A 22,249-nucleotide genomic window follows, 5' to 3' on the forward strand; every position below is an offset into this window, starting at 1 on the left:
ATGTGTCGCAAGTCGTACGCGGGGCCCGGTCGGTGAGGTCCGCTCCTACGGTCGTGCCTGATCCGGCGAGCAAGGTGGAGGACTCGATGAAACTGACCGAAGACAAGCGCTCCGAGCAGGCGCGGAACGAGCAGCCGGGCACCACCCGGGCCGTCGGCGTGCTGGTGGACGCGTACGGTACGGGGAACTTCCTGCCGGCCGCGTTCGCCCGCCTGGAGGTGGACGTGGTGCACGTCCAGAGCTCCCGGGAGCCGATCGCGCGGATGCAGCCGTGGGAGCGGAGCCACTACGTGGACGCCCTGGTGTACGAGCCGGACGGCTCCACCGAGCGGGCCCTGGAGAAGCTCGACGCGGCCTTCGTGATCCCCGGTCAGGAGCCGGGCGTGCAGCTGGCGGACCTGCTCAGCGAGGCGATCGGCGTGCGCAGCAACGGCACCGCGTACTCCGAGGCCCGCCGCAACAAGTACCGGATGATCGAGGCGGTGGCCGCCGCCGGGCTGCGCACCGCCGCCCAGCTGACCACCGGCGACGCCGAGGAGGCGGTCGCCTGGGCCGAGCGGCACGGCCACTGGCCGTGCGTGGCCAAGCCGCTCGCCTCGGCCTCCACCGACGGCGTCTTCATCTGCCGGGACGCCGGGCAGCTGCGGGCCGCCTTCCCGGCCATCCTCGGCACCGAGACGGTCTTCAACTTCGCCAACACCGAGGTGCTGGTGCAGAGTTACCTGCGCGGCACCGAGTACATCGTGGACACCGTGAGCGTGGACGGCCACGCCTTCGTGGCCGGGGTCTGGCAGTACGAGAAGCAGCTGCTGGCCAACGGCAAGCCGATCTACAACCGGGACATCCTGGTGGACCCGGACTCGGCCGAGGCCAAGGCGCTGATCGCGTACACCCGGGCGATGCTGGCCGCGGTCCGGATCGACAACGGCCCGGCCCACAGCGAGCTGATCATCACCGAGGACGGCCCGGCCCTGGTCGAGGTCGGCGCCCGGGTCAACGGGCACCTGCACCCGGCCTTCCACGACCTGGCGATCGGCGCCAACACCGCCGACCTGACCGCGCTGGCGTACGTCCGGCCCGAGGACTTCCTGTCCCGCTACGGGGACGGCGTCTACACCAAGCAGCAGCCCGCCGTGGTCTACAACACCCCGACCGAGCTGGACGGCGAAGTGGTCTCGGTGGACGAGGAGTTGGTGCAGGCGATCCGCAACCTGCCCTCGGTGGTGGACATCTCGGTGAAGCGCCGGGCCGGGGACCGGATCGTGCCCACCCACGACCTGCTCACCAGCCCGCTGCGGATCTTCCTGACCGCCGCCGACCAGGCCACCGTGGACGCCGACTTCCGCTTCATCGAGTCGGTCCGCGAGCAGGTCTTCCGGGTCCGCCCGATCGGCGGCGAGGCCTGATGTCCGCCCCGGCGAAGCCCGGTCTGCGGGAGAACCTGGCGGGCCTGCGCCCGATCAGGGGCCTGCTGACCACCGTGACGGTCTCCCGCTGCGCCGTGGTGCTCTACCCGTTCTACGGGGTCTACCTGGCGCGGGCGGAGTACGGGCTGACGGCCGATCTGATCGGCCTGGTGGTCGGTGCGTTCGGCGTCGGTGCGCTGCTCGCCGGGGTCTTCGCCGGGGCACTCACCGCCCGGCTGCCGGAGCAGCGGGTGGCGGTGGCCGGTTTCCTCGGAGTGGCCGCGCTGGCGGCGGTGATCTCCTTCACCACCGCGCTCTGGGCGCTGGTCCTGCTGACCGTGGTCTGGGGCTTCTGCTACGAGCTGGTCAATCCGATCGCCTACACCCTGGTCTCCCGGGTGATGCCGGAGGAGAGCCGCCGGTTCGCCTTCTCGGCGGTCCGGCTGGCGATCAACGCCGGCATGGGGATCGGGCCGGTGCTGGCCGGTCTGCTGTTCAGCATCGACCCGGAGCTGCTCCCCTGGGGCACCGCCGTCGGCTACCTGCTCTCGGCCTTCCTGCTGGCCCGCACCCGGATCGGCGCGGGCGCCACGGCCCGCGCCGCCGAGCCCGCGGCCGGTACCGCCCGCGAGGGCGGACCGGACCGTTCGGGGCGCCGGTTCTGGATCTTCCTGGCCGCCACCACGCCGATCCACCTGGCCTACGCACTGCCCTCCACGGTGGCCAGCATCTACGTGATCGAGGTGCTCGGGGCCTCGCCCGGCTGGGCCAGTGCGATCTTCGCGGTGAACTCGCTGCTGGTGATCACCTGTGAGATCGCGCTCAACCACGCGATGCTGGCGCTGACCCGGCGGGCCACCCTGCTGATCGGCTACGCCGCCGCCGTGCTCGGCTTCGTGCTGATGGGCCTGGGCCACTACGCCACCTGGCTGCTGCTGGTGGCCACGGCGGTCTGGACGGTGGGCGAGATGATCGTCTACCCGGTGATGCCGGACCACATCAGCGCCATCACCCCGGAGCGGCGCCGGACCCGGAACATGGGCTTCTACACCGCGCACTTCAACCTCGGCGTGGTGCTGGCGCCGCTGGTCTTCCTCCCGCTGCTGACCGGTCTGGGCCCGGTCGCCTCCTGGTCGCTGGTCGGCACCGTGCTGCTGCTCGGTCTGGCCGGCACCGCCGTGATCAGCGCCTCGCCCCGGACCTGGGGCACCGACCAGCGGGCCGTGCCCGCCGTGGTGGCCTCCTCCGAAGGCCGGCCGACCGCCGAACTCGTCCAGCAGTAGCGGCCACCTCCGCCCACTCACCGAAGGACCAAGGATGCTGACTCAGGCGCCACCGCAGCTGGTGGCAGAAGACCTCGCCGTGGAGCTACGGCGGATGATCATCGAGATGGCCGCCTCGCCGAACGGCGTGCACGTCGGCGGCAGCCTGTCGATCGCCGACCTGCTCGCGGTGCTGCACGCCGAGGTGCTGCGGCACCCGGCGGCGGCCGGCCCGCCGGTGGAGCGGGACTACCTGGTGCTGAGCAAGGGCCAGGCCAGCGCCGCGCTGTACGCCGCCTTGGCGGCCACCGGCGTGCTGCCGGAGGCCGAGCTGGCGAGCTACGCGGAGCAGGGCGGCCGGCTGGCCGGCCACCCGATGAAGAAGCTCCCCGGGGTGCTGTTCTCCACCGGCTCGCTGGGCCACGGCCTCTCGCTCGGCCTCGGGGTCGCGCTGGCCGGCCGCCGCTTCGGCCGGGACAGCCGCGCCTTCGTGGTGCTCGGCGACGGCGAGCTCCAGGAGGGCTCCAACTGGGAGGCGGCGATGGCCGCTTCGCACCACGGGGTGGACAACCTGGTGGCCATCGTGGACCGCAACGACTGGCAGATCACCGGCCGCACCGAGGACGTCATGTCGCTGGAGCCGCTGGCCGGCAAGTGGGCCGCCTTCGGCTGGCGGGTGCTCTGCGTGGACGGTCACGACCACGGGCAGATCCGGCACGCGCTGACCACCCCGGTGGAGACCGCCCGGCCGACCGTGATCCTGGCCCGCACGATCAAGGGCCGCGGCCTGCCGGGCCTGGCCGACACCAAGAAGAGCCACTCGGCCACCCTCGACCTGGCGACCCGTCAGCAGGCCCTGGCCGACCTGGCGGGTGAGCGGTCATGAGCGCCGTCCTCTCCGGCCCCCGCACCCTGGACGAGGTCCGGGACCACGTCTGGGAGCGCCGCTCCGAGATCCAGGCCCGGGACGCCTACGTGCTGACCCTGCTGGCGCTGGCCCGGGAGAACCCGGACCTGGCCTGCCTGACCGCCGACATGGACTACCAGGACCACTTCGCCACCGAGATGCCGCGCCAGCACGTGGAGCTGGGCATCGCGGAGCAGAACCTCATCTCGGTCGCGGCCGGGATGACGGTCGGCGCCTCGCCGGTCTTCGCCAACGGGATGGGCCCGTTCGTCAGCGGCCGGTCCTGGGAGCAGATCAAGATCGACGTGGCCGGGGCCAACCTCCCGGTGAAGATCGTCGGCACCCACAGCGGCCTCTCCTCCGGCCACTTCGGCCCGACCCACCACGCCACCGAGGACCTGGGCATGCTCCGCCTGCTGCCCAACCTCACCGTGGTCGCCCCCGGCGACGCCTGGGAGACCGTCCAGGCCACCGTGGCGGTCGCCGAGAGCCCCGGCCCGGTCTACCTGCGGCTGGGCCGCAACGCCACCCCGGCGCTGTACCGCGAGCGCGGCGAGTTCGTGCTCGGCCGGGCCCGGGTGCTGCGCGAGCCCGCCCGGATCACCTTCCTGGCCACCGGCCCCTGGCCGAACACGGTGGCGGCCGAGGCCGCCCGCGAGCTGGAGCTGCGCGGCGTGCCGGTCGGGCACCTGAACGTGCACACCGTCAAGCCGCTGGACCGCGCGGCGATCGTCGCGGCGGCGGCCGAGGCCGAGGTGTTCGTCACCATCGAGGACCACCGGGTGGCCGGCGGGCTCGGCGGCGCGGTCTCCGAGGTGGTGGCCGAGATCGGCGGGCCGGTGGTGCGGCGGATCGGCGTGCCGGACGTGCACTACGACCTGGTCGGCGGCGAGCCCTACCTGCTGGAGCACGCCGGGGTGAACGCGGCCAACGCGATCGCCCAGGCGCTGGAGGTCATCGCCTGCTGAGCCCGGCCCCGCACGCGAACGGCCCTGCGGGGCACTTCGGCTGAGCAACTGCCAGCAGAGGTGCCCGGCAGGGCCGTCGGCGGTGCGGTGGTGGCCGTGCGGCGCAACGTTCGGTTGCAGCGACCCAGGGGCGCGAGGAACTGCGCGGGGCGGGAGGCCGCTCACCTGCCGGTTCGGCTTGGTGGGCCGGTGGCAGGTGCTGGCGTTCCCCTGCGCGCAGTTCCCCGCGCCCCTGGGGCCTTCGGCCCGGGGTCGCGTGCGGGTGGCGCTTTCGGCCCGGGGGCGTGCCGGTGCGGCGCGACGTTCGGTTGCAGCGACCCAGGGGCGCGAGGAACTGCGCGGGGCGGGAGGCCGCTCACCTGCCGGTTCGGCTTGGTGGGCCGGTGGCAGGTGCTGGCGTTCCCCTGCGCGCAGTTCCCCGCGCCCCTGGGGCCTTCGGCCCGGGATCGCGTGCGGGTGGGGCCTTCGGTCCGGGGTTGCGTGCGGGTGGGGCCTTCGGCCCGGGGGCGCGGAGCGCCCGGTCAGAGGCGGGCGGCGGCCAGGTGGCGCGGTGCCGGGCGGGTGCGAGCCGGGGCGGGGGCCGGGTCGATCAGGCGGAGGGAGGCGGCCTTGTTCACCGCGTCCAGCCGGGAGACGGCCTCCAGCTTGGCGAAGATGTTGCTCAGGTGCCGCTTCACGGTGCCCTCGCTGATGCCCAGCCGCAGCGCGATCTGACGGTTGCTCAGGGCTAGCGCGACCAGCGTCAGCAGCTCGGCCTCCCGCCCGGAGAGCGACGGCCCGTCGGCGGCCACCGGCCGCGAGCGCGGCATCGGCACCGCCACGGTCTGGTAGGGCCCGTGCTGGGCCCGGACGGCGGCCACCAGCGCGCCGTAGCCGACGCTCTTGTGCAGGTACCCCTGGACCCCGAGGTCGAGCAGCGCCCGCACCAGCCCGGGGTGGTCCAGCATCGAGACGATCAGCACCCGGGTGGCCGGCACCCCGTGCAGCAGCCGGTTGACGATCGCCTCGCGCTCGCCGGCCGGGGCCATGTGGATGTCGAACAGCACGAGATCGGGCCGGGTGGCGGCCACCAGGCCCGGAAGGGCGGCCAGTTCGCCGGTCTGGGCGACGACCGAGATATCGGGTTGTGCGTCGAGCAGGATGCCCAGGGTGTCGCGTAACAGGCTGTTCTCGTCGGCAATCAGGACACGGACTTCTCCACCGGGCATGGCTGGGAGCGCTCCTGTCTCGTGGAACGTGGACAAGGGGCGAAGCATGGATTCTCCCTCGGGTACCGGGTCGGTTCGCTCTTCGTCGGGCGGGCGTTAACCGAACCGGGTGTTCCGGTCTGTTTCCGCGGCGCCCTACCCCCTCGCTTGCAATCCACGGTGACCCAGGTGTTGACGCCGCGTCAGCCGCGTACGGCGGAAAGTGTCAGGTCCTCGCCGTTTCTTCTCCCGGGTGTGCCTTCGGGGTCAACGGCATGTGACTCAAGTCGTAGCCGGGCCCGTTCGGTGTCCGCCCGCTCCTAGGTTCCGGAGTGCAGTGGAACGCGACACCGACGACAGGGAGTTGAGGGACCATGGCGCCGCCCGTCCGTACCATCGAGCGTCCCGGCGGACACGTCGACTACGACTTCAGCCGGATCGACCCCGAGGTCCGCAAGCGTCTGCGCGGCCTCGGGAGGATCGACAACTGGCATGCCCCGCTGGCCCTGCTGGCGGACTACGCGGGTGTCGCGGTGGCGGTCTGGGCCTGCCTGGAGATCTCCTGGTGGCTCTACCCGCTGGCGTTGGTCCAGATCGGCTCCACCCACCGTGCGATGGCCAATCTGCTGCACGAGTCCTCGCACAAGGTGCTGGCCCGCAATGCGTTCCTCAACCTGGTGCTGGGGACGGTGTTCTCGGGATACCTGATCTTCCACCTGTACTCGCCGTACCGGACCACCCACATCGGATTCCACCACCGTTACCTGGGCGATCCGGAGAAGGACCCGGACTACGAGTTCCACCGCGAGTTGGGCCTATACGACCACCGCGTCTCGGACCGCCGGTTCTTCCTGGAGAACATCCTGAGTGCGGTCCTCGGACTGCGGACGCTCACCTACGTGAAGTACATCGTGCGCGACCGGCTGTTCTACAAGGGCGCCGAGACCAATCTCTCGATGCCAGTCAGCCTGCCGGTCGAGCGGGTCGCCCTGGCGATCCAGTGGCTGCTGATCGCCGGCGTCTCGATCGCCACCGGGACGTGGCACCTGGTGCTGCTGTTCTGGCTGGTGCCGCTCTTCACCACGGCGATCGCGGTCGGCTGGCTCTCCGAGCTGGCCGAGCACTACCCGATGCCGGAGAGCGAGCGCTCGCCGATCCTGATGACCCGCAACCGGCACGGCTGGGCGGTGGAGAACTACCTGCTCGGGCGGCACCACGACAACTACCACCTGGTGCACCACCTGAACATGAGCATCCCGTTCTGGAACATGAAGAAGGCCCACGCGATCCTGCTGGAGGACGCCACCTACGCCCGCTGGGACGCCCTCTGGGGCGGCGTGCTGACCAGGGGCCACGGCCGCCGCGGTACCGAGACGATGATCAGCTACGCCTCCAAGTACCGCGCCTGGCGCCGGGCCGGCGGCGATCCGAAGGCGTCCTCGCGGACCTTCGCCGAGGTGCTCACGCTGGCCCACACGGCCGGTGACGGCGCCGCCCTGACCTACGCCCACTCCGGCGAACAGCGCTGACGGGAGCAGACCGTGGCACTCGGACACCCCACCAGCACCTGGACCTCCTACCTGAACACGGCGGGCTCCGGCCTGCAGACCCCCGAGACCCGGCGGGCGGTGGCCGACTTCCTCGACCTGGAAGCCACGGTCGGCTCCTACTTCGCCGAGCGGGCCTACGGCGAGCTGCTCAACGGCGGCGTGTACCAGGCGGTTTCGGACCTCTTCGGCTGCCGGGCGGAGGACGTCGCGCTCTCCGACTCGGCCACCCGGGCCTGGCACAGCGCGGTCGCGCTGCTGGACCTGACGGCGCGTGACGTCGTCTGGACCACCCCGTTCGAGTGGGCCGGGAACCTGCTGCTGCTCCGGCACCTCCAGCGGACCGCCGGCTTCACCATCCGCGAGGTGCCGCTCACCCCGGCGGGCGATCTCGACCTGGACTGGTGCGCGGCCGAACTCACCGACGACGTCGCGCTGTTCTCGGTCACCCAGATGCCGTCCTGCACCGGCGCGGCCACCCCGCTCGGCCCGGTCGCCGAGCTGCTGCGGGGGCGTCGCACCCTGCTGGTGGTGGACGCCTGCCAGGCGGCCGGGCTGATTCCGGTCGACCTGACCGCCACCCCGGCCGACCTGTTCACCGCGACCGGGAAGAAGTCGCTGCTCGGTCCGCGCGGCACCGGGATCTCGGTGATCTCGGAGAAGTTCCGCGCGGCGGCGGCCGAGCCGGTCAGCGTGGACGTGCACACCCACGGCTTCGCCCCGGACGGCAGGATCGGCCGCTCGGACCGGAGCGCCCGGGTGTTCGAGCTCGGGGAGAAGGCGGTGGCCTCCTTCGTCGGGCTGGAGACCGCCCTGCGGCAGGCCCGGTCGAACGACTGGGGCCGGATCACCGCACTCTCGCTGGCCCTGCGCGACGGCGCCCGCCAGGTACCGGGCATCCGGGTGCACGCCACCGGCTCGCACCACACCGGCATCATCTGCGTGACCCACGAGCGGCTGCCCGCCGCCGAGTTGTGGGAGCGGCTGTGTCTGGCCGGGGTGGCCTGCTGGCTGATCGACGGTGCCCACACCCCCGGCTACCTGCTGCGCGCCGGGGTGCCCGCCGCCGTCCGGCTGGCGGTCGGGCCGCGCACCACCGCCGAGGAGGTGGCCTTCGGCCTCGACGCCCTGACCACCGTGGCCCGCGCGGCGGGCCCGGCCTCCCCGGCGGCCCCGTCCGACACTCCGGCCGGCCCGGCCCTCGCCCCGGCGGGGAGCTGAGGCGGCCGTGGGCACGCAGCGGGGGACCGGGGAGCACGTCGCCGCCGTCCTGGCGGGGGCGTCCTGCATCGCGGCCTCGGCCGTGCTGGTCCGGCTCTCCGAAGCCTCGGCGGGGGCGGCGGCCACGCTCCGCTGTGCCCTCGCCCTGCCGCTGCTCGGCCTGGCCCTGCTGCTCGAACGGCGCACGGGGGCAGGGCGGTTGACCCGCCGGGCGCGCTGGTACGCCCGGGCCGCCGGGGTGGCCTTCGGCGCCGACCTGGTGGCCTGGAGCCACTGCATCGAGAACCTCGGAGCTGGGCTGGCCACCGTGCTGGGCAACCTCCAGGTGCTGTTCGTCGCGGTGGCCGCCTGGTCGGTCCTCGGCGAGCGGCCGTCCCGGCGGCTGCTGGCCGCCATGCCGGTGATGCTCACCGGCGTGGTGCTGGTCGGCGGCCTGGGGGGCGGTGGCTACGGCAACGACCCGCTGCTCGGGGTGGTCTACGGGCTGGTCACCTCGCTCTGCTACGCCGTCTACCTGCTGGTCCTGCGGGCCGGCATGCGGCCGGCCGAGGGCGGTGCGGGGGCCCGGCCCGGTGTGGTGGCCCCGCTGTTCGAGGCCACCCTCGGCGGGGCGGTCACAGCGGCGGTGCTGGCCCTGCTGCTCGGCGACTTCGCGCTCGGGCCGTCCCCGGCGGCCTCGCTGGGTTGGCTGGCCCTGCTGGCGACCTCCTCCCAGGTGGTCGGCTGGCTGCTGATCTCCCGCTCGCTGCCGGTGCTGCCGGCCGCGCTGACCAGCACCCTGCTGCTGGTCCAGCCGGCCGGGGCGGTGGCGCTCGGCGCGCTGGTCTTCGACGAGCGCCCCTCGGCCGCCCAACTGCTCGGCGTCCTGCTGCTGCTGGCCGGAGTGCTGGTCGCCGCCCGGCGGGCCGAGACCGCTCCACCGTCCACCATCCGCCCGCCCGCAGGCGCTCCGCCCCGGCCCGCTCCGGGTCACCGGCCCGGAGCGCCACCCGCCCGGCGCCGCCGGGCCGCCTCCGACCCCGCCCCGCAAGCCACCCCGCGCACGCCGGCCGTCCCCAAGGGAGAGCACCCATGAAGCAGATCATCATCCTCGGGGCCAATGCGGTGAGCCTCAAGTACCTTCCGCAGGCGCTCCGTTCGGCCGGGTACCAGCCGGTCTTCCTGCTCGATCCGGGCACCCTCGCCGCCGGGTCGGCCGCCGCGCTGGCCGGCTCCACCGTGCACCCGGTGGACATCGAGGACCGGGCGGCGGTGCTGCGGCTGTTCGCCGAGCACCCGGAGATCGCGGCCGAGGCGTACGCGATCACCGGTCTGTACGACGAGAAGTTCCCGCTGATCGCCGAGCTGGCCGCCACCTACGGCCTGTCCGGCCCGGACCCGGCTGCCGCCCGGCTCGCCAACAAGGCCGAAGTGGCCCGGCTGATCCCGGAGTTCGGTTCGCCGACGGTGCGCTTCAGCACCGGCGAGGCCCGCCGACTGGCGGTCGATCCGGCCGCCGTCGGCCCCGCCCCGTACGGCCACGTGCTCAAGCCCGCCGAGCAGGCCGGCGCCCACGGGATCGCCCAACTCCCGCCCGGCTCGACGGCGCTGACGGTGCGCGAGGCGGTCGAGGCGTCCGGCATGCCGGACGCCGACGACCACCCGTGGGTGCTGCAGGCCGACGTCCGGGGCACCCTGGTCAGCCTGGAGGGCTACGTCGAGGACGGCCGGGTGGTCTTCCTCGGCTTCTCCCAGCGCGGCCGGATCGGCTGGACCGAGATCAGCAACCTGCTGCCCGCCGACCACCTGCTGCCGGCCCGGGTCCGCGAGCGCTGCCGGGACGCGGTGGCCGCGCTGACCGCCCGCTCCGGCTGGCGCTCGGGGTACTTCCACAGCGAGTTCCTGGTCTCCGGCGAGCAGGCGTACCTGATCGACGCCAACGCCGGCCGGCTCGGCGGAGCGGGCCACGTCGAGCAGTTGGCCATCGCCTTCGGGGTGGAGCAGGGCGAGATCCTGGCCCACGTGCTCACCCTGGGCGTGCCCGACCTGCCGACCTCGCCCGCCCCCGACTGGTTCCGCACCGCCGAGCCGCGCTCCACCACCTGCTACTACTACGGGCTGGCGCAGGAGGCCGTGATCACCTCGGTGGAGGCCCCGGACGACGGCGTCTCGCTGCACACCCAGATGGTCCCGGACGGCGGCCGGGTCGGCGCGGCCGGCACCGGGGACGCCGCCTGGCTCGGCATCCTGACCGGCCCGACCGGACCGGCCGAGCGGGCCATGGCGGCCGTCGTGGTGCACACCACCGAGGGGCCGCGCCGCCCGGCCTGGACGCCGACCTCATGAGCGCGGCGGCGGCACCGGCGGGCGGACCGCCGGGCGGCTGGACGCCGTACGTGCTGCGGTTCTTCAGCTACGGCACCTGGGGCGTGCTCTACCCCTTCCTGCCGGTCTGGCTGCTCGCCGGCGACCGGCTGACGGCCGGTCAGACCGGTCTGGTGGTGGGCGGTGCGGTGCTGGCCAACCGGCTGGGCTCGCTGCTCTTCGTCAAGGTGCTGCGGCCGGGCAGTGAGCGGGCCTTCGTGATCGGCTCGCAGCTGGTGATGGCGGCGGTGGCCGGGGCGCTCTGCCTGGCGGGTCTGGCCGGGCTGCGCGCGGTCGGCGGCTGGCTGCTGCTCGCGGTGGTCTTCGGGCTGGCCGGCTCGCTCGCCACGCTGGCCCAACTCACGCTGATCGTGCACCAGTTCGACCCGGCGCAGACCCGCAGCGCGTTCAGCTACGAGAACATCGCGCTGAACGCGGCGGGCGGGCTGGCTCCGCTGCTCTCCTCACTGGTGCTGACCGTCTCCGAGCCGCTCTACCCGCTGGCCCCGCTGCCCTTCGCCCTGGTCGGCGTGGTGCTGGCGACCCGGCTCGCGGTGCGTCCGGGCCCGCCCCCGGCCGCCGCCGGGGCCACCGCGCAGCGCCGGGCCGCCCGTCCGGTGGTGGCGGTGCTGCTGGCCGCCAACTTCCTCACCACACTCGCCTACGCGCAGTTCTACGGCGTCTTCTCGGCGTACGCCACACCGGAGTTGGGGGTGCGGCGGATCGGCCTGCTGTTCGCCGTCGCCAGCGTCGCCATCGTGGCGCTGCAGTCCCTGGTCACCCGGTGGACCAGGGGCCTGGGCGAGCCCGCCCTGGTGCTGCTGGCCAATCTGGCGATGGCGGCCGGCACCGGGCTGCTGGTGGCGGTCGGCACCGGTATGCCGGTGCTGCTGGTGGCGGTGCTGGCCATCACGCTCGGCGAGATGGTCTACGGCCCGGTCTACCAGACCCTGGCGGTGAACGTCTCCGGTGGCCGTCCCGCACTGGCCATCGGCGCCCTGACCTTCGTCTGGGGCGTGGCCGAGTCGCTCGCGGTGGTGGCCGGGCTGGCCCTGGTCGGAGCCGGCCTCGGGCCGCTCTCCTTCCTCGGCGGCGCGCTCGGCTGCCTGGCCGTGGTGGCCCTGGTGACCGCCGGCCGCCGCCACTTCGCCGCGATGGCGGTGCCCGCCGAGCCGTCGGCCGACGGCCCGTCCGCGGTCGACCCGTCCGCCACCGGGCTCCGCCCGGACGCCGGGGCCGTCGAGGCCCCCGAGACCACCGCACCGGCCCCGGTGCACAGCTGAGAGGACGTCAACCCCGATGGAAATCCCGATCCGTGTCCTGAAGTTCGGCGGCACCTCGATGGGCACCACCCCCGAGCGGCTGACCCGGACCGCCGAGATCGTCGCCGAGGTCCGCCGCCAGGGTCACCCCACTGTGGTGGTGGTCTCCGCCCGGGGCGACTCCACCGACCTGCTGGTCGAGGAGGCGTACACCGCCACCTCCGCGCCGCCGCCCCGGGAGCTGGACCAGCTGCTGGCCACCGGTGAGGCGCAGTCCGCCGCGCTGCTGGCCATGGCCCTGCACGGGATGGGCCTGCCGGCCCGCTCGATGCTCGGCGGACAGGCCGGCATCCAGGTCCGTGGCGCGCACACCGACGGCCGGATCAGCGCGATCGACGCGACCCTGGTGCGGGCGGCGCTGGCGCTGGGCGAGGTGGTCGTGGTGGCCGGCTTCCAGGGCGTCAACGCGGCCGGTGACGTGATCACCCTCGGCCGGGGCGGCTCGGACACCTCCGCCGTGGCGCTGGCGATCGAGCTGGGCGCCGCCGCCTGCGAGATCTACACGGACGTGGACGGCATCTACAACGCCGACCCGCGCCTGGTGCCGGACGCCCGGCACATCCCCACCGTCCGCAACAGCGTGATGGCCGAGATGGCCTACGCCGGCGCCCGGGTGCTGCACACCCGGTCGGTCGAACTGGCCGGCCGGGCCGGGGCGGACATCCACGTACGCAGTGCTTTCAACCAGAGCCCGGGGACCGTCGTGGCCTCGGACCCGAAGGGATGCGACATGCTGGAATCCGACGACCGGGTCATCGCGGTGGCCCATGACGCCGAGACCGCCCGGATCACCGTGGACTCGCTGGCCGCCGACGGCAATCCGTTCGGCGCCGAGGGCTTCGCCAAGCTGGCCGAGGCCGGCGTCACGGTGGACGTGGTCACCCGCTTCGCCGACGGCGAGGGCCGGTGCGGCTGGGACTTCACGGTGGCCCGCAAGGACGTCGCCGCCGCCACCGAGGTGCTGGCCGCCTCCAGCGGCGCGATCACCGTGGACAGCCGAGTGGCCAAGGTCTCCATCGTCGGCGCCGGGCTGATGAGCGACCCGCGCTGCGCGGGCCGGATGCTCTCCGCCCTGCTGGACGCGGGCGTCGAGCCGCTCTCCATCGCCACCTCGCAGGCCCGGATCTCGGCCACCGTGCCGGACACCGACTGCACCCGGTCGGTGGTCGCGCTGCACCGCGAGTTCCGGCTCGGTGCCCAGGCCGGGCCCGGGGCCGGAGCGTCGGCCGTCGCGGACGACCGCCCGGCCGTGCTGGCCCCGGTCTCCTGACCGGGCCGGCCCGACCGGGCCCGCCGACCGCCCGGGCCGCCCCCGGCGCCGTCCCCGCCGGCCCGCCCCGGGCCGGCTGAGCCCGCGTCGGCTGAGCCCGCGTCAGTTCCTCCCGTGTCAGCTCCGCCCCGCCGAGGCCGGTCCGCCCCACCGGACCACCCGCCCCGGCCCGACCCCGGGCGCCCGCCCCACCGGGCGCCCGGGGCACTGCCGTACCCGGACCCGCCCCGGCGGTCGGCCTCCGGCCGCCGTGACACCACCCGCACTTCACGCAGCTCCGTCGGAAGGGGCCCACCATGACCAGGCCGGAGACCCGCCACGGCGGGCCCACCTCCCCCCGGGCCCTGCCCCTGCCCCGCCCGGCCGCCACCCCGCCGACCCCGTCCGGGCTGACCGAACTCGCCGACGGCGTCCACCTGTTCGTCCGTCCCGGGCCGGACGGCCGCCCGGACTGTACCGGCCTGGTGGTCGGCCCGGAGGGCGTGACGGTGATCGGGGCGCTGCCGTCGGCCCGGGAGCGGGCGGTGGCCGGGGCGGTGGCCGCCCTCGGCGCCGGGCCGGTCCGCCTGGTGCTGGCCACCCACACCTGCGGCGCGCCCCCCACCGGCCGGGGCGCCTTCCCCGAGGCCCTCACCGTCGCGCACGCGGGAGCCCGGGCCGAGGCCGAGCCCGGCCCGCCGGCCGCCCTCCCAGCCCTCACCTTCGAGGACCGGCTCACGGTGCACAGCGGTCGCCGCCGGATCGAGCTGCTCTCCTGCGGCCCCGCGCACACCCGCCACGACGTGGTCGCCTGGCTGCCCGCCGACGGCATCCTGTTCGCTGGCGGGGTGCTCTCGGCCGGCACCGTGCCGGTCTGCGCCCGGGACGGTTCGGTGGAGGGGATGCGGCGGGCGGTGCGGACCCTGCGCACCCTCGGCGCGGGCACCGTGGTCTGCGGTCACGGCCCGCTGGCCGGTACCGAGGCGTTCGACCTGACCGAGCGTCAGCTGCGCCGGGTGCAGGCCCTGGCGATGGACGGCTGGAGCAGGGACCTCACCCCCGAGCAGGCGGCCCGGCAGGCCGGCCCCGCCACCGGCCCGGTGCTGCTGGGCAACCTGCGCCGCGCGTACGCCGAGCTGGACGGCGAGCCGCTCGGCTGTCCGGTGCCCCTGCGGGAAGCGGTCGGGGAAGCCGCCAGGGGCCCGGTGCGGGTGGCACCGGACCCCTGGGACGACTGGGGGCTGCCCCTCGGCGGGGGCGGCCCGGCGGCTCAGCCGTAGAGCCGCTCCAGGACGACGGCCACGCCGTCCTCGTCGTTGCCGGTGGTCACCTCGTCGGCCACCGCGAGCAGTTGCTCGTGCGCGTTGGCCATCGCCACCCCGTGCCCGGCCCAGCCGAACATCGGGACGTCGTTCGGCATGTCACCGAAGGCGATGGTGTCGGCACCCTTCACGCCCAGCCGGTGGGCGGCCACCGCCAGCCCGGTCGCCTTGGACAGGCCCAGCGGCAGCAGCTCCACCACGCCGGGGCCGGCCATCACGGTGCTGACCTGATCGCCCACCAGCTTCTGGGCCACGGCGGTCAGTTCGTCGTCCGTGAGCTCGGGGTGGCGGAGGTAGAGCTTGGTCACCGGCTCGGCCAGCAGCTCGTCCCGGCCGACCCGGCGGATCGGCAGACCGGTGCCGATCTCCAGCTCGTAGCCGGGTCCGGTGATCACCTCGCCGTCCAGGCCGTCCTGGCTGGCCGCGACCGCCAGGGTGCCGATCTCGGCCTCGATCACCGCCAGCGCCGCGGCGGCCAGCCGCCGGTCCAGGGTGAGCGAGGTGAGCAGCCGGTGCTCACCGGCGTCGTAGACCTGGGCGCCCTGGGCACAGACCGCCAGGCCGGTGTAGCCGATCTCGTCGAACACGCCCCGGGACCAGCGCGCCCCCCGCCCGGTCACGATGATGTGCCGCGCCCCGGCCGAGGTGGCCAGGGCCAGCGCGGCGCGGTTGCGCTCCGAGACGGTCTCCGCCGAGTTCAGCAGGGTGCCGTCCAGGTCGGTCGCGACCAGGCGGTAGGGCAGCGGGGTCACTTCACCGGCTCCAGCACGGCACGGCCGCCGAGGTAGGGCCGCAGCGCCTCGGGGACGACCACCGAGCCGTCCGGCTGCTGGTGGTTCTCCAGCAGCGCCACGATGGTGCGGGGCACGGCCACCAGGGTGCCGTTCAGGGTGGCCAGCGGGCGCACCCCGTTCTCGTCGCGCAGCCGGATGGCCAGGCGGCGGGACTGGTACTCGGTGGTGTTCGAGGTCGAGGTGACCTCGCGGTACTTGCCCTGGGTCGGCACCCAGGCCTCGATGTCGAACTTGCGGACCGCCGAGGAGCCGAGGTCGCCGGAGGCGACGTCGATCACCCGGTAGGGCAGCTCCAGCGCGTTCAGGAAGTCCTTCTCCCACTGGAGCAGGCGGCGGTGCTCGGCCTCGGCGTCCTCGGGGCGGGTGAAGACGAACATCTCCACCTTCTCGAACTGGTGCACCCGGATGATGCCCCGGGTGTCCTTGCCGTAGGTGCCGGCCTCGCGGCGGAAGCAGGAGGAGTAGCCGGCGTACCGCAGCGGCAGCTTCTCCGCGTCCAGGATCTCGTCCATGTGGTACGCGGCGAGCGGGACCTCGGAGGTGCCGACCAGGTACCGGTCCTCCTCCGCCAGGTGGTAGACGTTCTCCGCCGCCTGGCCCAGGAAGCCGGTGCCGTCCATGGCCGCCGGGCGGACCAGGGCCGGGGTGATCATCGGGATGAAGCCGGCCGAAGTCGCCTGCGCGATCGCCATGTTGACCAGGGCGAGCTCCAGCAGCGCGCCGACGCCGGTCAGGTAGTAGGAGCGCGCACCGGCCACCTTGGCGCCGCGCTCGGTGTCGATCGCCCCGAGGATCTTCCCCAGCTCGACGTGGTCCCTGGGCTCGAAGCCCTCGGCCGCGAAGTCGCGCGGGGTGCCGATCTCCTCCAGGGTGACGAAGTCCTCCTCGCCGCCGACCGGGGCGGCCGGGTCGATCAGGTTCGCCAGGCTCCGGGCGAGCTTGTCGGCCTCCTCGGTGGCCTCGCGCAGCTCGGCCTCGGCGGCCTTCACCTCGGCGGAGAGCTCGCGGGTCCGGCCGAGCAGGGCGGCCTTCTCCTCGCCCTGGGCCTTGGAGACCTGCTTGCCCAGGGTCTTCTGCTCACTGCGCAGCTCGTCGAAGCGCGTGGAGGACGAGCGGCGCCGCTCGTCGGCGGCGAGGAGGGAGTCGACCAGGTCGACGTCCTCTCCACGGACGCGCTGCGAGGCGCGCACTCGGTCGGGGTCCTCACGGAGCAGGCGAAGGTCAATCACGGGGCCAGCCTACCGGGGCGGCGGGTTCCGGCCGGACCGGATTTCCGGGTGGCGCCCCGTGTCCGATCCATGGATTTTTGTCCGTTTTTGTGGGAGTGTGCCCCCGCGCACCCTCCGGGGCGGCCCGGGGGCACTGTCGCGGACCTGGGGATAACTGCCCGGAGCCTGTGGATAACTGCTGTGGAGAACGGCCTCGGGAGTCGCTGTCCACAGGCTCGCCGGCTGCCCTGTGGATGAGTCGGATATGACGCTTCCGGCCGTGATCCACCTGGGAATTGAGGTTTGAAACCTCGATACGGCCACACGGGTAAGGGAATTTACCCACTCGGCCGGGTGATTTGCCGGATCAGGGGTGACTCTGGTCCGATTAGTCGGCTACCAACCCTAAGAAGATGATCTGACCAGCTAGTCCAGTGGATATGCCGGTTTGTCGACTCATCCCCAGGCCTGTGGATAACTCGGTGGAGAACCGGCTGTGGACGGCCCCCGGGGGCCTGTGGACGAAGTCCGCCGTCCACCCCGACGGGGCGGACGGCGGACCGGGGCGGTCACTGCACCGGGCGGGTGAAGCGCCCCGCGTGTCGTGAAACGACCGGAACGGTCGTCACCGGTCGATGCGGATCAGTTCCGGACAGAACGCCCGGAGAACCGGCTCAGAGTTCGCCGCGCCCGTCCAGGCAGCGCGAGAGCCAGTCGGCGGCGGCGCTGAAATCCCGGTCCGAAGTCCCCGGACGGATCGCGGTCGGCGCCCCGTGGTCGGCCCTCGGATAGGACCCCAGGAAGCGCACCTGCGGGCAGATCCGCCGCAGGCCCATCAGCGCCTCGCTCACCCGGCGCTCGCTCAGGTGCCCCTCGCAGTCGATCAGGAAGCAGTACTGGCCGAGCCCCTCGCCGGTCGGGCGGGACTCGATCCGCATCAGGTTGATGCCGCGCACCGCGAACTCCTGGAGCAGCTCCAGCAGCGCGCCCGGGTGGTCGTCCGGCAGCCAGACCACCATCGAGGTCTTGTCCGCCCCGGTCGGTGAGGAGACCCGGCCCGGCCGGCCGACCAGCACGAAGCGGGTGGTCGCGTTGGCCGCGTCGTGGATGTCGGTGACCAGCGGCTCCAACTGGTAGATCGGTGCCGCGAACTCCCCGGCGAAGGCCCCGTCGAACCGGCCCTCCTGGACCAGCCGCGCGCCGTCCGCGTTCGAGGCCGCCGACTCCCAGCGGGCCTCCGGCAGGTGCGCCGCCAGCCACTTGCGGACCTGCGGCTGGGCCACCGGGTGGCTGGTCACCGTCTTGATGTCGTCCAGGGTGGTGCCGGGACGCACCAGCAGCGCGAACGAGATCGGCAGCAGCACCTCACGGTAGATCATCAGCGGCCCGCCGTTGGCGAGTTCGTCACTGGTCGCGGTGACGGCACCCTCCACCGAGTTCTCCACCGGCACGAACGCCCCGCTCGCCTCACCGGCCCGCACGGCGTCCAGCACCGCCGGCACCGAGGCCATCGGCACCAGCTCCCGGGTCGCCGCCTCGGGCAGCGTCCGCAGCGCCGCCTCGGTGAAGGTGCCCTCGGGCCCCAGGTAGGTGTACCGGGTCGCCGACATACCGCCTCCGAACGCATCGCATGGGCCAGACCGACCCACCTTAGCCAGTCCCGGGGGCCCCTACCGCCCCGTCCGCCGACTGGTCAGCTCGCGACGCCCAGGTGCCCCGTCCGGTCGGGTCCGGGGCCGGTCCGGGGCCGGGCCGGCTCGAAGTCGGTCGGATTCGGAGCCGGTCGGGCACAGGGCAGGTCGGCGGCAGGGCCGGTCGGCGGTCGGGGCCGGTCGGGCCCGGGGCCGCACCCCGGGGGTTATCCCCACCCCGAGGACGCCTGTGGCCTCCATGGTCCGCGGCGAGTCCCGTTCCTAGCGTGGGAGGTGCCGAAGATCCCGCCCCGGAAGGACCGTGATGGCCGCCCAGCACCACCACCCCGCCCACCCCGACGCCGCCGTCGAACTGCGCGGCGTGCAGCGCCGCTACGGCGCCGTGCAGGCGCTGCGCGGCATCGACCTGGTGCTGCCGCGGGGCGGGTTCACGGCCGTGATGGGCCCGTCCGGCTCCGGCAAGAGCACCTTCCTGCAGTGCGCCGCCGGCCTCGACCGCCCGGACGCCGGCCAGGTGCTGCTCGGCGGCACCGACCTGGCCACCCTGGGGGAGAACAGGCTGACCAGGCTCCGCCGCAGCCGGATCGGCTTCGTCTTCCAGTCCTTCAACCTGCTCCCCTCGCTGACCGTCCGTCAGAACGTCCTGCTGCCCCAGCGCCTGGCCGGCGTCCGCCAGGACCGCCGCCGCGCCGACGACCTGCTGGCCCGGGTCGGCCTGCCGGACCACGGCGGACGCCGCCCGCACGAGCTCTCCGGTGGTCAGCAGCAGCGGGTCGCGATCGCCCGCGCACTGGTCACCGACCCGGAGGTGGTCTTCGCCGACGAGCCCACCGGGGCCCTCGACGCCCGCACCGCGCACGAGGTGCTCGGCCTGCTCCGCCGCGCGGTGGACGAGCTGGGCGCCACGGTGGTGATGGTCACCCACGATCCGGTGGCGGCCTCGCACGCGGACCGGGCGCTGTTCCTGGCCGACGGGCTGCTGGTCTCGGCCCTGGAGCGCCCGGACCCGCAGACCGTCGCCGACCACCTCTTCCGGCTCACCGCCCGTGCCGCGCAGGCCGGTTCGGCGGTGGCGGCATGAGCGCCCTCGGTCTGGCGGTCGCCTCGGTGCGGTCCCGCCCGTCGGCCTTCGTCGGCAGCTTCGTCGCGCTGCTGTTCGGCGCCGTCGTCACCATCGCCTGCGGTGCGCTGCTCCAGACCGGCCTGACCGCCTCGCTCCCGCCGGTGAAGTACGCCGGCGCCCCCGTCGTGGTGGCAGCCCGGGCCAGTGCCGAGGTGACCCTCCCGGTGCCCGGCGAGGGGCCCGAGACCACCCGGGTCACGCTCCCCGAGCGGGCCAGGGTGGACCTCGCGCTGGCCGAGCGGATCGCCACCCTGCCGGGCGTCGCCGCCGCCGTCCCGGAGCTCTCCTTCCCGGTCACCACCCCTGACGGTCCGTCGACCGTCGGCGCGCTCGCCGACCGGTCGCCGGCTCCCGGCGGGCTGCTGGCCGGCGCGGACACCCCGTACCGCTCCGGCGACCGGCTCACCGTCACCACACCGACCGGGGAGCGGACCTACCGCGTCCTCGGCACCCTGCCGGACCGCACCGGGCTCTGGCTCGACCCGGCCGAGGCGGCCCGCGCGGCCGGCCACCCGGGCCGGGTGGACGCCGTCACGGTGCAGCCGAAGCCCGGCGTCCCCACCGCCGAACTCGCGTCCCAGGTACGGACGGTGGCCGGCCCGGCCGAGGTCCTCACCGGCGACGACCGCACCACCGCCGAGCAGCCCCGGCTCACCGACACCCGTGAACTGCTGACCGCGCTCGGCGGCTCCTTCGGCGGCATCACCGCCATGACCGCCGTCTTCGTGGTGCTCGGCACCGTCGCGCTGGCCACCGGCCAGCGGTCCCGGGAGTTCGCCCTGCTGCGGGCGGTCGGTGCCACCCCGGGACAGATCCGCCGGACGGTGGCCACCGAGGCGGCGCTACTGGCCCCGCTGGCCGGAGCGCTCGCGGTGCTGCCCGGATTCGCCCTGGCCCGTTGTTGGTTCGGGCAGATGACGGACCGGGGGATGGTCGCCGAGGGCGTGCGGCTGAGCACCGGGCCGATCCCGGTGCTGGCCGCCGTCGGGGCCGGCCTGCTCTCCGCCCTGTTCGGCGGCTGGCTGGCCGCCCGCCGTCCGGCGAAGCTGCGGCCCGGGCTGGCGCTCAGCGAGTCCGCAGCGGAGCGTCCCCGGCTCGGCACCGTCCGGCTGCTGTTCGGGCTGCTGGCGCTGGCCGGCGGCGTGGCCCTGGCCGGGGTGGCCGCCCACCTCGGCGGCGCGGACGCCGCCAACACGGCGCTGGGCGTGGTCATGTGCCTGCTGCTGGCGGTCGGCCTGCTCGGCCCGCTGCTGGCCCGGATCTCCGCCTCGGTGCTGGGCTGGCCGCTGCGGCTGCGCGGCGCCGCCGCCTCGCTGGCGGCCGACAACACCCGGGCCAACGCCCGACGGCTGGCCTCCGCGATCACCCCGATCGTGATGGTCACCGCCTTCTGCGGCACCCTGCTCTTCCTGCAGAGCACCCTCACCCACGCGGCCGGCGACCAGGCCCGCCGTGGCCTGGTCGCCGACCACGTGGTCAGCTCCACCGGCGCCGGCCTGAGCCCCGAACTGGCCTCCCGGGCCGCCGCGTTGCCCGGCGTCGGCGCCGCCGTCGGCGTCCTCGACACCGCCGTGGCCTTCCGGGCCGGCGACACCCCGGCCACCGCCACCGCCCTCGGCCTCTCCGGTGACCCGGCCTCGTACGCCAAGGTCCTCGACCTCGGCCTGCGCAGCGGCGACCTGGCCGGCTTGGCCCGCCCCGGCACGGTCGCCCTGGCCACCAGCGTGGCCGAGGAACTCGGGGTGACGGTCGGTCAGCAGGCGAGCCTCTGGCTGGGCGACGGCACTCCCGTCACCCCGACCGTGGTGGCCACCTACGAACGCGGCCTCGGCCTCGGCGAGGCCGTCCTGCCCCGCACCGACCTGGCCGCCCACGTCACCACCGGCTACGACGCCCGGCTGCTGGTCCGGGCCGCCGACGGAGCCGACCGGGCCGCCGTGGCGCGGGAGTTGACCGGCCTCGGCGCGGTCACCGTCACCGACGCGGCCGAGCACGGCGCCCAGGCCGACCGCGACCGCGAGGCCAGCGGCTGGGCGAACACGGTGATGGCCGCGGTGCTCGGCGGCTTCGCAGCCGTGGCGGCGGCCAACACCCTGGTGATGACCGTCCTCGACCGCCGCCGCGAACTCGGCCTGCTCCGGCTGGCCGGCTCCACCCGGCGCCAGGTCCGCGGCATGCTCCGCTGGGAGAGCCTGCTGGTCGCCTCCTCGGGCCTACTGCTCGGCGGCACCATCGCCTGGATCACCCTGCTCCCCATCGCCCGCGGCCTCACCGGCGGCTCCCCCCACGTCCCGGCCACCCTCGCCCTCCCCCTGGCCGCCGCCGTCATCCTCCTCGCCCTCACCGCCACCGCCCTCCCGGGCCGGGCCCTGCTGCGATCCGCCCGCCGGGGGTGAGGCGCGCCAGGACTGCCCTTCGGGCAGTCAGGGGCGCGGGGAACTGCGCGAGTCGGAAGAACCGAACCTGCATGCCGGGTGCGGGGGTTCATTTGCAGGTGGGTGTCCGTGCCCGGCATGCGGGTTGTCGTCTTCCGCTGCGCGCCGTTCCTCGCGCCCCTGGGCGGCTGTCTGGTGGCCCGCCTGCTTGTCGGTACTCGCTGTGTGTCGGGCGCTGGGCTGCCCGGAGGGCAGTCAGGGGCGCGCGGAACTGCGCGAGTCGGAAGAACCGAACCTGCATGCCGGGTGCGGGGGTTCATTTGCAGGTGGGTGTCCGTGCCCGGCATGCGGGTTGTCGTCTTC

Annotated in this window: 17 protein-coding genes; 13 read left to right on the plus strand and 4 right to left on the minus strand. The window is 74.2% G+C overall.

The window, feature by feature from the left end:
- The first annotated feature begins 86 nt into the window (after positions 1–86).
- The 4 genes from ACIRBX_RS07115 to ACIRBX_RS07130 are packed head-to-tail and all read left to right on the plus strand — an operon-like array spanning position 87 to position 4,543.
- Positions 87–1,406, plus strand: coding sequence for an ATP-grasp domain-containing protein (locus ACIRBX_RS07115; protein WP_402294230.1), 1,320 nt, complete (start codon positions 87–89; stop codon positions 1,404–1,406).
- Complete coding sequence (locus ACIRBX_RS07120) at positions 1,406–2,689, plus strand: MFS transporter (RefSeq protein WP_402294231.1); 1,284 nt, start codon at positions 1,406–1,408, stop codon at positions 2,687–2,689. The genes ACIRBX_RS07115 and ACIRBX_RS07120 overlap by 1 nt, the downstream gene beginning before the upstream one ends.
- Before the next feature lie 34 nt (positions 2,690–2,723).
- The gene (locus ACIRBX_RS07125; protein WP_402294233.1) at positions 2,724–3,554 is read left to right on the plus strand and encodes a transketolase; all 831 of its coding nucleotides are present in this window, start codon (positions 2,724–2,726) and stop codon (positions 3,552–3,554) included.
- Complete coding sequence (locus tag ACIRBX_RS07130; RefSeq protein ID WP_402294235.1) at positions 3,551–4,543, plus strand: transketolase family protein; 993 nt, start codon at positions 3,551–3,553, stop codon at positions 4,541–4,543. The genes ACIRBX_RS07125 and ACIRBX_RS07130 overlap by 4 nt, the downstream gene beginning before the upstream one ends.
- A 521-nt stretch (positions 4,544–5,064) precedes the next feature.
- Here ACIRBX_RS07130 and ACIRBX_RS07135 read toward each other — a convergent pair.
- On the minus strand, positions 5,065–5,751 hold the full coding sequence (locus ACIRBX_RS07135; RefSeq protein WP_402294237.1) for a LuxR C-terminal-related transcriptional regulator: 687 nt from the start codon (positions 5,749–5,751) through the stop codon (positions 5,065–5,067).
- A gap of 353 nt (positions 5,752–6,104) precedes the next feature.
- On the opposite strand from ACIRBX_RS07135, the gene ACIRBX_RS07140 reads away from it, so the two are divergent.
- The 7 genes from ACIRBX_RS07140 (at position 6,105) to ACIRBX_RS07170 (ending at position 14,692) form a co-directional block, all read left to right on the plus strand.
- Complete coding sequence (locus ACIRBX_RS07140) at positions 6,105–7,259, plus strand: fatty acid desaturase (RefSeq protein ID WP_402294239.1); 1,155 nt, start codon at positions 6,105–6,107, stop codon at positions 7,257–7,259.
- Positions 7,260–7,271: 12 nt separating this feature from the next.
- Positions 7,272–8,498 carry an aminotransferase class V-fold PLP-dependent enzyme gene (locus tag ACIRBX_RS07145; protein ID WP_402294240.1) on the plus strand — a complete coding sequence of 409 codons (1,227 nt, stop codon included), beginning with the start codon at positions 7,272–7,274 and terminating at the stop codon, positions 8,496–8,498.
- 7 nt (positions 8,499–8,505) lie between these two features.
- A complete protein-coding gene (locus ACIRBX_RS07150; RefSeq protein ID WP_402294242.1) occupies positions 8,506–9,573 on the plus strand; it encodes a DMT family transporter in 1,068 nt (355 codons plus the stop codon).
- Positions 9,570–10,823 (plus strand): acetyl-CoA carboxylase biotin carboxylase subunit family protein, encoded by a 1,254-nt coding sequence (locus tag ACIRBX_RS07155; RefSeq protein WP_402294244.1) that lies wholly within the window; start codon positions 9,570–9,572, stop codon positions 10,821–10,823. The genes ACIRBX_RS07150 and ACIRBX_RS07155 overlap by 4 nt, the downstream gene beginning before the upstream one ends.
- Positions 10,820–12,124, plus strand: a complete 1,305-nt coding sequence (locus ACIRBX_RS07160) for an MFS transporter (RefSeq protein WP_402294245.1) — start codon at positions 10,820–10,822, stop codon at positions 12,122–12,124. Before ACIRBX_RS07155 ends, ACIRBX_RS07160 begins: the two co-directional genes overlap by 4 nt.
- Positions 12,125–12,140: 16 nt before the next feature.
- Entirely contained in the window at positions 12,141–13,433 is a 1,293-nt protein-coding gene (locus ACIRBX_RS07165; protein WP_402294247.1) for an aspartate kinase, read from the plus strand.
- 296 nt (positions 13,434–13,729) lie between these two features.
- Positions 13,730–14,692 carry an MBL fold metallo-hydrolase gene (locus tag ACIRBX_RS07170; RefSeq protein ID WP_402294248.1) on the plus strand — a complete coding sequence of 321 codons (963 nt, stop codon included), beginning with the start codon at positions 13,730–13,732 and terminating at the stop codon, positions 14,690–14,692.
- Here the strand turns inward: ACIRBX_RS07170 and ACIRBX_RS07175 are convergent.
- The 3 genes from ACIRBX_RS07175 to pheA all read right to left on the minus strand — a co-directional run bounded on the left by ACIRBX_RS07175 (position 14,683) and on the right by pheA (position 18,346).
- Positions 14,683–15,486 carry an HAD family hydrolase gene (locus ACIRBX_RS07175; protein WP_402294250.1) on the minus strand — a complete coding sequence of 268 codons (804 nt, stop codon included), beginning with the start codon at positions 15,484–15,486 and terminating at the stop codon, positions 14,683–14,685. The two genes, ACIRBX_RS07170 and ACIRBX_RS07175, sit on opposite strands and share 10 nt — an antisense overlap.
- Positions 15,483–16,757, minus strand: a complete 1,275-nt coding sequence (gene serS, locus ACIRBX_RS07180) for a serine--tRNA ligase (RefSeq protein WP_402294252.1) — start codon at positions 16,755–16,757, stop codon at positions 15,483–15,485. The genes ACIRBX_RS07175 and serS overlap by 4 nt, the downstream gene beginning before the upstream one ends.
- A 653-nt stretch (positions 16,758–17,410) precedes the next feature.
- Complete coding sequence (gene pheA, locus ACIRBX_RS07185; protein ID WP_402294254.1) at positions 17,411–18,346, minus strand: prephenate dehydratase; 936 nt, start codon at positions 18,344–18,346, stop codon at positions 17,411–17,413.
- A gap of 346 nt (positions 18,347–18,692) precedes the next feature.
- Here pheA and ACIRBX_RS07190 point away from each other — a divergent pair, with 346 nt between their 5' ends.
- Both ACIRBX_RS07190 and ACIRBX_RS07195 read left to right on the plus strand, forming a co-directional pair.
- On the plus strand, positions 18,693–19,469 hold the full coding sequence (locus tag ACIRBX_RS07190; RefSeq protein ID WP_402294255.1) for an ABC transporter ATP-binding protein: 777 nt from the start codon (positions 18,693–18,695) through the stop codon (positions 19,467–19,469).
- Positions 19,466–21,907, plus strand: a complete 2,442-nt coding sequence (locus ACIRBX_RS07195) for an FtsX-like permease family protein (RefSeq protein ID WP_402294256.1) — start codon at positions 19,466–19,468, stop codon at positions 21,905–21,907. The genes ACIRBX_RS07190 and ACIRBX_RS07195 overlap by 4 nt, the downstream gene beginning before the upstream one ends.
- The last annotated feature ends 342 nt before the right edge of the window (positions 21,908–22,249 follow it).

This window comes from Kitasatospora sp. NPDC096147 (assembly GCF_044763225.1).
GTDB lineage: Bacteria > Actinomycetota > Actinomycetes > Streptomycetales > Streptomycetaceae > Kitasatospora.

Excerpts from the sequence above, each read along its gene's own strand:
- ACIRBX_RS07115 (WP_402294230.1), top strand. The coding sequence starts at position 87 with ATGAAACTGACCGAAGACAAGCGCTCCGAGCAGGCGCGGAACGAGCAG.
- ACIRBX_RS07120 (WP_402294231.1), top strand. The coding sequence starts at position 1,406 with ATGTCCGCCCCGGCGAAGCCCGGTCTGCGGGAGAACCTGGCGGGCCTG.
- ACIRBX_RS07125 (WP_402294233.1), top strand. The coding sequence starts at position 2,724 with ATGCTGACTCAGGCGCCACCGCAGCTGGTGGCAGAAGACCTCGCCGTG.
- ACIRBX_RS07130 (WP_402294235.1), top strand. The coding sequence starts at position 3,551 with ATGAGCGCCGTCCTCTCCGGCCCCCGCACCCTGGACGAGGTCCGGGAC.
- ACIRBX_RS07135 (WP_402294237.1), bottom strand. The coding sequence starts at position 5,751 with ATGCCCGGTGGAGAAGTCCGTGTCCTGATTGCCGACGAGAACAGCCTG.
- ACIRBX_RS07140 (WP_402294239.1), top strand. The coding sequence starts at position 6,105 with ATGGCGCCGCCCGTCCGTACCATCGAGCGTCCCGGCGGACACGTCGAC.
- ACIRBX_RS07155 (WP_402294244.1), top strand. The coding sequence starts at position 9,570 with ATGAAGCAGATCATCATCCTCGGGGCCAATGCGGTGAGCCTCAAGTAC.
- ACIRBX_RS07160 (WP_402294245.1), top strand. The coding sequence starts at position 10,820 with ATGAGCGCGGCGGCGGCACCGGCGGGCGGACCGCCGGGCGGCTGGACG.
- ACIRBX_RS07165 (WP_402294247.1), top strand. The coding sequence starts at position 12,141 with ATGGAAATCCCGATCCGTGTCCTGAAGTTCGGCGGCACCTCGATGGGC.
- ACIRBX_RS07170 (WP_402294248.1), top strand. The coding sequence starts at position 13,730 with ATGACCAGGCCGGAGACCCGCCACGGCGGGCCCACCTCCCCCCGGGCC.
- pheA (WP_402294254.1), bottom strand. The coding sequence starts at position 18,346 with ATGTCGGCGACCCGGTACACCTACCTGGGGCCCGAGGGCACCTTCACC.
- ACIRBX_RS07190 (WP_402294255.1), top strand. The coding sequence starts at position 18,693 with ATGGCCGCCCAGCACCACCACCCCGCCCACCCCGACGCCGCCGTCGAA.
- ACIRBX_RS07195 (WP_402294256.1), top strand. The coding sequence starts at position 19,466 with ATGAGCGCCCTCGGTCTGGCGGTCGCCTCGGTGCGGTCCCGCCCGTCG.